The organism is Shewanella oneidensis MR-1 (assembly GCF_000146165.2).
GTDB classification, from domain to species: domain Bacteria; phylum Pseudomonadota; class Gammaproteobacteria; order Enterobacterales; family Shewanellaceae; genus Shewanella; species Shewanella oneidensis.
In genome coordinates this window covers 4,746,392-4,758,416 of record NC_004347.2, presented here as the reverse complement: position 1 = coordinate 4,758,416, position 12,025 = coordinate 4,746,392, and the positions used below count along the sequence as shown (strand labels likewise).

11 protein-coding genes are annotated in these 12,025 nt (G+C 46.5%); 7 read left to right on the top strand and 4 right to left on the bottom strand.

Annotation, left to right across the window (positions count from 1 at the left end; translation table 11 throughout):
• Positions 1–116 precede the first annotated feature (116 nt).
• A complete protein-coding gene (locus tag SO_RS21185) occupies positions 117–824 on the top strand; it encodes a membrane protein (RefSeq protein ID WP_011074166.1) in 708 nt (235 codons plus the stop codon).
• A 35-nt stretch (positions 825–859) separates the two neighbouring features.
• Positions 860–2,314, top strand: coding sequence for a DUF4145 domain-containing protein (locus SO_RS21180; protein ID WP_011074165.1), 1,455 nt, complete (start codon positions 860–862; stop codon positions 2,312–2,314).
• Positions 2,315–2,317: 3 nt separating this feature from the next.
• Here the strand turns inward: SO_RS21180 and SO_RS21175 are convergent, their stop codons facing one another.
• Complete coding sequence (locus SO_RS21175; RefSeq protein WP_011074164.1) at positions 2,318–2,668, bottom strand: hypothetical protein; 351 nt, start codon at positions 2,666–2,668, stop codon at positions 2,318–2,320.
• A gap of 444 nt (positions 2,669–3,112) precedes the next feature.
• Here SO_RS21175 and SO_RS21170 point away from each other — a divergent pair, with 444 nt between their 5' ends.
• The gene (locus SO_RS21170; RefSeq protein WP_011074163.1) at positions 3,113–4,984 is read left to right on the top strand and encodes a methyl-accepting chemotaxis protein; all 1,872 of its coding nucleotides are present in this window, start codon (positions 3,113–3,115) and stop codon (positions 4,982–4,984) included.
• 61 nt (positions 4,985–5,045) lie between these two features.
• On the opposite strand, the gene SO_RS21165 is transcribed toward SO_RS21170, so the two are convergent.
• Entirely contained in the window at positions 5,046–6,011 is a 966-nt protein-coding gene (locus SO_RS21165; protein WP_011074162.1) for a LysR family transcriptional regulator, read from the bottom strand.
• A 115-nt stretch (positions 6,012–6,126) separates the two neighbouring features.
• Between SO_RS21165 and SO_RS21160 the strand changes: the two genes are divergently transcribed.
• Both SO_RS21160 and SO_RS21155 read left to right on the top strand, forming a co-directional pair.
• Positions 6,127–7,335 carry a multidrug effflux MFS transporter gene (locus tag SO_RS21160; protein ID WP_011074161.1) on the top strand — a complete coding sequence of 403 codons (1,209 nt, stop codon included), beginning with the start codon at positions 6,127–6,129 and terminating at the stop codon, positions 7,333–7,335.
• Between the two features lie 120 nt (positions 7,336–7,455).
• Positions 7,456–8,049 carry a tRNA-uridine aminocarboxypropyltransferase gene (locus SO_RS21155; RefSeq protein ID WP_011074160.1) on the top strand — a complete coding sequence of 198 codons (594 nt, stop codon included), beginning with the start codon at positions 7,456–7,458 and terminating at the stop codon, positions 8,047–8,049.
• A gap of 299 nt (positions 8,050–8,348) precedes the next feature.
• On the opposite strand, the gene pdgA is transcribed toward SO_RS21155, so the two are convergent.
• Positions 8,349–10,466, bottom strand: a complete 2,118-nt coding sequence (gene pdgA / locus SO_RS21150; RefSeq protein WP_011074159.1) for a diguanylate cyclase PdgA — start codon at positions 10,464–10,466, stop codon at positions 8,349–8,351.
• 306 nt (positions 10,467–10,772) lie between these two features.
• Between pdgA and SO_RS21145 the strand changes: the two genes are divergently transcribed.
• Positions 10,773–11,126, top strand: a complete 354-nt coding sequence (locus SO_RS21145) for a hypothetical protein (RefSeq protein ID WP_011074158.1) — start codon at positions 10,773–10,775, stop codon at positions 11,124–11,126.
• Positions 11,127–11,193: 67 nt separating this feature from the next.
• Entirely contained in the window at positions 11,194–11,832 is a 639-nt protein-coding gene (locus SO_RS21140; RefSeq protein ID WP_011074157.1) for a class I SAM-dependent methyltransferase, read from the top strand.
• 16 nt (positions 11,833–11,848) lie between these two features.
• Here the strand turns inward: SO_RS21140 and SO_RS21135 are convergent, their stop codons facing one another.
• Positions 11,849–12,016: a hypothetical protein gene (locus tag SO_RS21135; protein ID WP_164925801.1), complete on the bottom strand. Its 168-nt coding sequence runs from the start codon at positions 12,014–12,016 to the stop codon at positions 11,849–11,851.
• Positions 12,017–12,025: the final 9 nt, after the last annotated feature.

The following is a 12,025-nucleotide window of genomic DNA, read 5'->3' as shown; positions in this document are numbered from 1 at the left end:
TTTCTGTGATTTACGGTTCACTGAAGTGATTTGTGTTGTGCATTGGGCGGGGATTTTGGGTATCCTTAGCGGCAATTCACGGTGTTAATTTACTTCAATTATTTTTGGAAAGGCGCATGTCACTATCCGCAATTTTGACCGAAGCTTACAACTTTTTCCGTAATCATCTTACTCAGCTCGCCATGCTGACGGTGCCGCTACTATTAGTGCAAGTCGGTATTCAGTTATGGATGGGAACTGAGATGAGTAAAATCGATCTGGAGAACCCGAAATTTGGCGCGTCGCTGATGATTGCTATGATGATCCTTCTGCTGCTTTTCTCGCTGCTGATTGCGGCGTTAACGCTGTTTTTAGAATTAAGATCTCAAGGGCATAACCCATCGGCAGGCATGGTACTGAAAGCCAGCTTACCTTTTGTGCCGCCTTTACTCTTGGCTGGTGTATTCTCAGGTTTGGCCATTTTAGCGCCTGTGATGTTATTCGCAGCCTTTGGCCCTATGTGGCTAGTGGGACTCGTTCTCAGTTTTTATCTGTTTGCCCGCCTTGCTTATGTGAACTTTATGGTGGTGGTTGAACGCTTAACGCCGCTGGAAGCGATTAAGGCAAGCTTTAGCTTTAGTGGCCCGATTGTATTAAAGACAATTGCCTTATTAATGCTTTATTTACCGCTGTCCGTGATTGGTAGCCAGCTTTCGGCCCTAGCCTCCTTTGGTGGTTTACCAGTACAAATGCTCGTGGATACTTTTATGGCATTTATTGGGTTATTCGTAAACTTGGCGTTGTTCCGTTTGTATATGGTGTCTAAAAAGCCGAGCGCGGAATAATTTCGACTGAGTACAATCGATTGAGGTAAAGATTTATGGTGACAGAGGCTAAGTTACTGGATAGCGAATTTATCCAACGGTTTTCGGCCTCTCTTCTCGATGATTACCTCAATGCCAAAAACTATGTGCAAGATGTGCCAACGCAGTCATTACTACATATCCGCAGTTTTACCCATAGGCTGACAGAGTTGTTAGGGCAGAGTAAGGATGTCTCCTTCACTAGCCCTAATCTTTATGATCGCATCGAGCTGTTAAACCAAAAACGGCTTATCGATGTGAAGACCACCAGAGCCTTACATCGACTCCGTGGTGACGGTAACCGTGGCGCCCACCCTGAGAAATATCACCTCACCCAAGAGCAATTACTCGCCTTAGCCCAAAAAGCCATTAAGGATGTGCTCGCTCTGGTGGAACACTTGTATCCGAAGGTGGTTGGCAGCGAGGCTCCCGCGTACCGTTTCCAAGCCAGTGATGCCATAACGATAAAAGATCTCTGTTATCGCGCGGTGATGGAAGATGATCCCGAGGCACAGTATCTTGTTGGGATCTCTTTTAAAACCAAAGCATTAATGCTTAAGGAGCAAGAGATTGCCTTAGTCGATCAATACTATGGTACTGAAGACGATAGCTATGTTGTAAAGGAAGTCGCACAAAAAGCTAGCGACACCTTTGCTAAGGCCGCCTATTGGTTTGCCCTTGCAGCCCCAACACATATGCAAGCCCTCTATGAGCATGGTGTGAGTTTAATCCACGGTTACCAAGGTAAGGTCGATGCAATGAAGGGCGAGGCGGCGATTGCAAAGGCGGCAGAGGCCGGTGTGGTCAATGCGATGGCGCTGCTTGGTTATTTTTATCTGGTGGGCAGTGAGTCGTTTAAGCCGGATTTAGCGCAAGCAAAACACTTTTTACAGCTGGCGGCCGAAGGTGAGCAAACCGAAGCCATGGCAAATTTAGGTGTGCTCTACTATCAAACACAAGATCTACCGCAAGCCTATCATTTTATTAGTAAAGCAGCGCAGGCGGGTTATCCCCATGCTCAATATCATTTGGCCTTAATGCTCGCCAATGGTGATGGTTGTCAGCGAGATCCCATCGCGAGTGAGTATTGGATGGCCGAAGCGGCGGAGCAAGGTCAGCTCGATGCCATGCTCACCCGTGCGCAACATATGCTCAATGATGAAAGTGGCTTGGGCGGCGACGTGAGTCAGGCTGAACGTTATCTACGCGAAGTGATTAAATATGGCCACAGTGTGCCAGCCATGATTGAGCTCAGTATGGCGTTAGCTGACGGTATTTTGGGGCGCATTGATGTGGTGGGCTCTGCGGCGCTGCTAAATCTTGCGCGGCGCCATGCCAACGCCAAAGAGGCCGATATTATCGAGCCTCTGTGGCAATCGCTTTCCTTACAAATTGATACTGTGCTGGAGATGACTCAAGATCCCGGCGAAATTCATACTCTTAATCGCGCCAAGGATCTGCTAAGCGTTTAGGGATTAGCCTTCATCTTTTTGATGTTCAAAGGTGCGACCACGGTACTGATCCGCATGGAGTTCTCGCACGACATTTGCGGTTTGATTAAACGTCGAGGCTTGGCTTGCCGCTTCTCTTGCTTGCGCCTGCGCGCGATGTGCTTGTTCACGGTTAAACTTGCTCAATTGGCGAGCCACATAAATACGGCTAAATAACACTAAACTACCGAGAGCAATTGCGCCAAATAACAGAACAAAAGGCAATAAAAACAGGGATAAGCAGATCAAGCTGACAGTGACTGCCATCGCTAACCAAGCCCGAGGGCCGGAAATGCGTTGCTGAAATGGGCTCTGTTGAAATTGTTGATAAATCATAAGAACTCCTAATCAAAATGGGTGAGGCTGAAGGTGAGTAGCCCAAGGTGTTATGACGGGCTTAGCCAAATTGGCTTATACGAGAAGCCTCTCTCCCTCTGTTATGGAGGTCCAGTGTGCAATAAATAAACGATTTGAGTCACGTTAATTTGGGTTAATTTACGTTGTTTTACGTCGGCCGCATCGGTTTGTTGGAAAGTTGTGCTCGTTGTGATCCTTAGGTTGATATTTATTTTTGCTTTGATCGTTATTGGTTATCTTTATGTTTTTACTTAAATATTTATTAATTTGGTGACGAGTGATTCTTTGTTTGCGGTGTAACATGTGCGAAAATTTAGGCTAATTTTTGATTGGCTTTGGCTAAAACTGTAAATTTTTTACAGTAAATGCCTGTCAGTCTTACCACTCCTTCCTTTAAAGCTGTGTAAAACCGTAGATACCAACATGAACTCATACTCGCTTAAACAAAAGATCCTGATTTCGGTCGTGATTGCGCTTTCCCTCGTGATTGGCTTGCTCTCATGGCAAAGCTATTCCAGCCAAAAGTCATTGTTGCTGCAAAATAGTTTAGAACAGGTGCAGCGACTGGGCGATCAACAGGCTGAACGCATTCAAGAATGGCTCGCTGGACGTCAGGATATTGTGGGGGCGTTGGCATCTAAGGTTGAAGGTGACAGTTTAAACGCATTACAGCAGGCACAGGCTTCGGGCCGATTTCAGCTTACTTACTACGGTACGCAAGCGGGGCAGATGCTGGACTCCGACCTCAGCATAGATCGTACAGGTTACGATCCGAGAACTCGCCCTTGGTATAAGCAAGCGACAAATGAGCGTGGGCTTATCCTGACTAAGCCCTATGTCGATGTGGCATACAATGTGTTAGTGGTTACTATGGCGCAGGCGGTTTCCCAAGGTGTGGTTGGGGGCGATCTGTCGATTGCGAGTTTGGTAGAAAGCGTCAATCGTATGACCTTACCAGCCAATGGTTACGCCATTATGATGCACCAAGATGGCACTGTGATCGCTTACAAAGATACCTCTAAAGCGATGAAGCCTGTAAGCGATATCGACAACGACCTTAACCATAATTTACCCCAACAGAGCCGTCAGGCGGGCACATGGCTGCCGATGTATTTCGAACATGAAAGCCGCGATAAGTTAGTTTGGGGTGTCGATATTCCCAATACCGATTGGGAACTGGTGATAGTGCTGGACAAAGAGACTCTTGAGGCGCCATTAACCAATTTACTGCTGACTCAATTGGGTCTTTCAGCCGTGGTGTTATTGCTGAGCGTATTGGCTATTTCTTGGTTGGTGAATCTATTATTGGGGCCATTAGGACGCGTATCGCAGGCGCTTGCGCGCATTGCCGATGGTAACGGTGACTTAACCCAACGTATTGAGGTCGATACTCAAGATGAAGTGGGCGTACTGGCCGATAGCTTTAACCGTTTTGTTGGCAGTCAGCATCAGCTCATCAGTCATATTCGCCATTTGGCCGGTGAGCTGGATGCGGATGCTGAGCACAGTCTTAAAACCAACCATCTTGCCGTGGCCGAATTACAACGTCAGCAGCAGGAAGTCGCTATGGTCGCGACTGCGGTGACTGAAATGGCGAGCGCGACTAATGAAATTGCCGCCAATGCCGAAAATACCGCAACTGCGGCACAGCAATCAGCAGCGAGCAGCTTCCAAGGGAAAGAGTTAGTTAATAAAACCCGTAGTTCAATTAATTCCTTGGCGGATGAAGTGACTCAAGCGACTGAGGTCATTGAAGATTTAAGCCGTCATGCCCAGTCTATTTCCAGCATTTTGGCCACAATTCAAGGCATTGCAGAGCAGACTAACCTGTTAGCCCTCAATGCGGCAATTGAGGCTGCCCGTGCTGGCGAGCAGGGGCGTGGTTTTGCGGTTGTGGCAGATGAGGTACGAGTGCTATCGCGCCGTACCCAAGATTCGACCCAAGAAGTGCATGCAACCATTGAGACATTGCAACGAACAACGGCGAAGGCTGTTAGCTTGATGGAAAGTAGTCAAATGTTGGCGGGCAATAGCGTTGAAGATGCCAATGCAGCGGTCAAGGCACTGGAAGAAATCACTCAAGCCGTGAATGTGATTTCGGATATGGCGGGTCAAATTGCCACCGCCGCCGAGGAGCAAACTCAAGTGACAGGTGAAATCACCCAAAATACGGTGGCGATTAAGGATGTGACCGACGAAATCACCGAGGCGGCGAAGTCGGATCTCACTCAAGCTCAGGCATTAAAGGCGCGCGCCAATGATCTCAATGCTCAGGTAGCGACGTTTATTCTGTAAGTTTGCTTGAATAAAAAGCCCAGAATGCGTTAGTGTTCTGGGCTTTTTATGTAGTACTCAATTAACTCTGCGGCAGTATCAGTTTTTCAACGCTTTGGCAAATGGTGTCGCGCATCCATTTATGACCTTGATCTTCATCGTTGCGTTGATGCCACAAGAGCACATAAGCCATGGGCATAAACTCAAAGGGTAAAGGCAATAGTTTCAGTGGGTATAGCTTGCAGGCGTGCAGAGCAAAGCTTGAAGGCAAGGTAAATATCAAGTCACTGTGGGCGCAGACACTGGCCGCACCGTAAAAATCCGGAACTGTGGTGCTAATTTGGCGCCTGTGGCTGCGATCAGCAAGAAAATAGTCTAGTGCCCACCAATCACTCCCTTCGCAGCGAACCTGCACATGCGCCATATCCAAATACAAGGATAAATTCCACTGGGGCGAGTTGAGTGCTGCCATCAGTGGATGATCTTGGCGAACTAAACATACTTGTGTGTCGGTAAACAGAGTTTGGCAAGCAATACCTTCGGGCAGGCGATCTGTGTGTGAATCTGAGAGCGGATGTAGATCTCGTCCTGAAATCCCAAAGTCAATTTGCCCTTGCTGTAAGTCATGCATGGATTTTTCGGTCCAGACATAAGAGTCGAGCTTTATATTGGGCGCGGTATTCAATAATGGGCCAATAAAATAGGGTATCAGTGTTTCATAGGCGCTTTCGACCATGGCAAAGGAAAACTGCCTGTTACTACTAGCCGGATTGAAGGTTGGCGGTTGGGTAAGTTGATATAAATCCTGCAAAATATTAGGCAGCTTTTGCCCTATATTGAGCGCATGGGCTGTGGGTTTTAGCCCGTGGGCTGTGCGTTGGAACAGGGGATCATCTAAGGTGTCTCGCAGGCGATTCAAGCTCTTACTCAGCGCAGATTGACTAATATGCAAACGACTTGCTGCGCGGGTAACACTTTGTTCTTCAAGTAAAACTTTTAATATCACCAGCAGGTTGAGATCAATTCTGGCTAAGTTATCGAGATTCATAGATATTCCTGAAAGGAAATTCACTTTGGAAATTATACCATTTCTGTTCATACCTTGAGTTATTTAAACTAGCGCCCACTGAAATACCTTTTACTGTTAAACCGAGATAAGTGTTATGCGGCGCAATCTGTTACCTATTTTGATGTCTTTGGTGCTACTCAGCCCATTGGCAATTGATATTTATCTACCCTCTATGCCTACTATGGCGGCAGAGTTCGCCGTATCTGCCAGTGAAGTGCAGTCCACTCTGGTATTATTTTTATTTGCTATGGGCGTGGGGCAGATATTGATTGGCCCATTAGCAGACCGTTATGGACGTCGCCCTGTCGCACTCTTTGGTGTACTGCTATATGGCGCCAGCAGTTTGCTCGCGGCCGCAGCGATTGAATTCCATTGGTTACAAATTGCCCGTGTATTGCAAGGTTTGGCAGCCTGTTCGACCTCTATTGTGGTCTTTAGTGCGGTGCGCGATTGTTATTCGCCGAAGGAAGGCGCCAAGATTTACAGTTACTTAAATGGTGCTATCTGCGTGATCCCGGCACTGGCGCCAACCTTAGGGGGTCTGTTGGCTATGCAGTTTGGCTGGCGTTCAACCTTTGTGTTTATGACCCTGTACGCGATTTTAATGATGCTATTGGTGGGATACCGTTTACCGGAAACTCGCCCTGCCAATACCGTGAGTACTGGACCTTTGTACCGTTGGAGCCGTTATAAACCCGTTTTAAGCAATACGCATTTCTTGTTTTATGCCTTTGCTTGTATGTCAGCGATGGCGGCGATTTTAAGTTATGTGTCCTACTCACCCGTGTGGCTTATCGGCCATTTAGGGGTATCCGAGTTGGCCTTTAGTGGGTTATTTGGATTGAACGCTTTGGTCAATATTGTTGCTTGTTTTGCTGCGCCAGTGGTGATCCGTAAATTAGGTAATCGTCCAACCGCCATCCTTGCTTTAGCACTGTTGGTGCTCTCGGCAGTATTTATTATCGCAGCGCAAGCCTTTGGCCCGAGTGCCGGAATGGCTGCTGCCTTTGCCTTTATGTTACCTATGATGTTGTTGTGTATTGGTTTTGCATTCTTGTTAGGCCCTGCAACCAGTATGGCGCTCTCCGCTTTTGGCGAGCGTGCAGGAACGGCAACGGCAATGTTAGGTTTTATCCAAATGAGTGGCGCATCAGTGATTGCTGGGCTGGTGCAGCAAACTAATCTGACCGCACCCTATGCAGTGGCATTAGTGATGGGATTTTTCTCTATCGGATTACTTTCAATGATGGCGATCAGCCGATTTGACCACTGGCACCAAGAGCAGTTAGCCGCAGAGCATTAATCATACGGCTAACCTAAGATACACCCTTTGCCCGTAGCTTATTTGACCATGGCTACGGGCATTTTTTAATGATAATTCAAGCTGCTATACTGCTTGAAATTGTGTTATCGAGAACTCGCTGTGAGCCGCCACTATTGCCCCACTTGCTGTTATCCGATGAATGCGTGCTTATGCTCCCATCTACAGCAGATAAAACCGCAGACGCAGCTGTTGGTATTGCAGCATCCCTCTGAAGTCGAACATAAAAAGAATAGTGTTAGGGTGCTAAGCCTGGTGATACCCGATACTCAAGTGTATGTGGGTGAGTCTGAGGCGGATTTTGCTGCGCTGCGGGCGCAATTAAGCCGATGTCAGCGCCCTATCTATCTTGTGTATCCCTCAGAGCAGAGCGCGAGCGTTGAAAGCCAGTCTATATGCGTGGATTGTGTGCTGCTATTAATCGATGGAACCTGGCGTAAAGCATTTAAAATCTTGCAGTTAAATCCATGGTTGGCGCAATTTCCGGCGGTACATTTGGCACAGGGTTATGCGTCAAGATATAAGATCCGCAAATCGAGCCGCAGCGATAGCCTATCAACCTTAGAGGCGAGCGCTTATATGCTCAAAGCACTTGATGATGGTTTAGATGTAAGCCCGTTATTGGCGGCGTTTGATGCTATGGTGGCGATGCGACTTCAGGCTATGCCCGCTGAGGTGAGGTTACGCTATGATTAATTTCACTTTTTAGAATTGCGGTAAGTGATTTTCAGTTTTTGCATTTTTGGGACTCAGTGCGAATTAAAATAGTTAAAATCTTATTCAGATCACGCTAACGTAACGTAAAACAAGGTTTAATAGTGACGATTCATTTGCACCGCAAATGATGAGATAGCTTTGCCAGCCAATTGCTTTGCAGGGGAGTGATTCCATATCTTATGGTGTGCTGGCAGGGCTATCGAGCCTACCGATAGCTAATCTAAATTATCTTAATAACAATCAGTCACTGAGTTTTAAGCGCTTTTAATCGTTCCTGTTTAAGCAATACATTTCTCGGCCAAATAGGACTCAGTAAACTGCTCAACATAACTTGGATAACCAAATAAAAAGCCTTGGGCAAAGCCTTGTCCCATATGGGTAATAATATCTTTTTGCTGCTGGGTCTCGATGCCTTCCGCTACAAAGTGAATGCCGAGTGCCTGTGCTAATTGCACTATGGCATGGCAGAGTTTTTGTCCTGAGGCATCCGTCAATCTGAGGGCAAATTCAGCATCAATCTTCACGCTATCAATGGGTAAGGTTCCTAAACGGCTGAGCGAAGACAGCCCTGTGCCAAAGTCATCAATAGCAATGCCAACACCTAAGGCTTTAATTCGTTCAAGTGTATGACGAGCCTGTTCAGGTTGACGCAGCAGCGCGGATTCAGTGATTTCTAAAATTAAGGCTTCAGCGGGTAGGGCAACCATTTCAAGCGCGTTAACCACTTGACCTACAAAGTCCACATGCTCCAATTGCAATGGCGATACGTTAACTGAAATCTTAAAATCGGGCTGATATTGTGCTCGCCATACTGATGCCTGCTTACAGGCTTGTTCGAGTGCCCATTGCCCAATGCTGACAATCAGGCCCGTTTCCTCCAGCAAAGGCACAAACTCAGCGGCTTCATAATGCTCTGTGGGGGATTTTTGCCAACGTAGCAGGGCCTCGGCAGCAATCGGTTTATTGGTATGCAAATCGACTATGGCCTGATAGGCAAGTTTGAACTGCTTTAAACTGTGGGCATGTCTTAGGTTATTGATAAGTTTTAATTTAAGCTCGGCAGCTTGGCTCATGGATTTATCATAAAACACTAAATGAGGCTGGTTTTTTTTCGCGCAATACATGGCTGTGTCGGCCAAGCTAATCAGTTGGCCAGCTTGATCACTGTGTGTTGGAAAAAGCGCGATGCCAATGCTAGTGCCGAGGAAAAACTTTTGGCCTTCAATTTCAAACGGGCTGTCGAACAAGCTTAAAATTTGCTCGGCAAACAGTTGGATTTCTTCCTTGCAACTACAATCCTGCAGCACTAGGGTAAATTCGTCGCCGCCCATGCGGGCAATATCCGCTTTTTCGATGCAACCGGCTTCTAAGCGTGCTGCGACCAGTTGCAATACTCTATCGCCCATGGAATGGCCAAAACTGTCATTGATATTTTTAAAACCGTTGAGGTCCAAAAACATCAGTGCACCGAGGGCGAGGGGATCGTCCTTTAGTTTGTCGAGGGCGCCATTAAGGATCTGTTTAAGATGGAAACGATTTGGTAACCCCGTTAAGGTGTCATACATGGCACGAGTAGTGAGTTGTGTTTCGAGCAGTTTTTTAGTGCTGATATCACTAAAGATATTTACATGATACTCAAGACCATCTGCAGCGATGCGGCGACTACTTTGCCATGCTGGAAATGTGCTGCCATCAGAACGTTGTTTTAAGGTTTCGCCCTGCCAAAAGCCACGCTGTTTTAAAGCTTGCAGGCACTCGCTTTCGTCACTGGCATTGAGTGGGCTGGCTTCTAAAAAAAATGGGGTTTTATTGATTAATTGCTCTGCGCTATAACCGCAAATACGGCACATCGCCTTGTTGACCGCCAAAATTTTATTATCGATATCAGTGATATAAACCGCTTCGGCACTTTCTTCTAAGGTCGTCGAGAGGATTTCTTTCGGAATATGGGCAAAGCCGTCGGCAATGGCTGGCCTGACTTGGGTTCTACGGTTTAACGCTTGTAACTCGACCAGTACAACAGGCTGTTGCTGTAGATAGCAGCGATAGAGGTTCACCCGAGTAGGCAGTTCGTTCCCTTGTTGATTAAGGTGGAGCCAACTGAATTCGACATTAATCCCTGAAACGGCTTCTAGAATCATCTCCCGCGCAAATTCAACGCTGTTACGCCCAGATGATTGAATTCTAGGCGAAAAGTCATAGGGAGTTGCATTGACAAACGTATCATATTCGGTGCCAAAGTAGTCGAGGGTGGCACTGTTTGCACTGATAAAACTAAAACCTTGGATCAGCGCGAGGGGTGTTTTATGGGGATGGATTCGCCAAACAGAGAGCTTTTCTTGCAACAGTGGGTCATCTGTTGTGAGTTTATTTAGCAAGTGCTGCCATCGAATCATTAGGATACTCCCTCGGTGACATTGATTAAGGTCACATCCTTTCCCTTAGTTTGCTTGAATCAAAAGTTTGCTTGTATCAAATCGTACATCATTCATATGGGGTTAAAAATAAACCGAATCGATGTTTTGCTCAAATATAAATTAAAAAATAATAGTTTAGGATAACTTAATTTTATTTGCTGAAGCGAAAATAATGCTAACTGATCACGGCAAAATAATGATTTATGCTATGTTTTGCTCTGCAAACTCCGTTAGCTGTGGCAATAAGGTGAACAAGGATTCAAGGGGAATAAAGGGGAATATAGGATGCAAAGAGTCATTAAAACCATCTGTTTAGGGATGTGTCTTGGCGCGTTATTGCCCGCGGCACATGCAGCGGAGCAAGCCAAACCACGGTTAACCTTGGAGCAAAGGGCCGATAAGGCCCGTATCGATTCTGAGCGACTCGAACAGGCACAGCTCGAAAAAGCACGCCAAGCAGCAAGCGAGACAAGGTCGCGGGAAGAAAAAATAAAACAGCAAACCAATCCTCAGGATTGGGAGGCACAGCAAAAGCTCAAGGCGCAAAAGCAATTTGATGAAAGGGAAAACCGTGAGCAAAAATATCTGCAAGAAGCAAAGGAAGCCGCAGCCAAAGAGCGTAAAATCCCTAAACCTTAGCTGTTAATCGTTATCCACCTAAAGGCAATATTCGCTGTTTGCCTTACAACTCTTTTAGGAACTGCTGTTGAATACCTGTCCGCTGTGCCATAGCACCGATTTAGTGGCTTATCATCACGATAAACGTCGCCCTTACCAACAATGTCAGCGTTGTGCCTTGGTGAGTGTCCCCGCTGAGTTTTATTTGAGTCGCGATGAAGAAAAGGCTGAGTACGATAAACATGAAAATCACCCCCAGGATTTAGGTTACCAACAGTTTTTAGATAGGACTCTCGCTCCCTTATTGGCGCGTTTTGAATCCACAGCATTGGGACTGGATTTTGGTTGTGGTGAAGGCAAAGCCTTAAGCCTGATGGCGCAAGCGCGGGGTTATCGGGTCGAGAACTACGATCTTTATTACGCGAACCACCCCGAGTTACTGACTCGTCAATACGATTTTATTACCCTTACCGAAGTGATTGAGCATGTAAGTGATGCCGATGCTTTGCTGACACAGTTAAAGGGGATGCTCAAACCCAAGGGCATTTTGGCCGTGATGACCAAGCGAGTGCTTAATCCCACGGCATTTAGCACTTGGCATTATAAAAATGATCCCACTCATATTAACTTTTACGCCGAAGCCACTTTTCAATGGCTTGCCGAGCATTATGGTTGGCGGCTCGAAGTGATAGATAAAGATGTGGTGTTTTTGTATCAAGCTAATTAACCCGAGCTCAGGTTAATTAATGCGTTGGAGGCTTTTGTTGGCGTAGATAAGTTGGGATTTGCAAATTATCCACATCGTATTTAGCTTGCAGCGATTCTGGCACATATAGGGCTGGACGCTTAATAAAATCATGCACATTGATATAGCTATCCTCAATAATCTGTACTTGGTTAATAGTGGACATATATGGTCA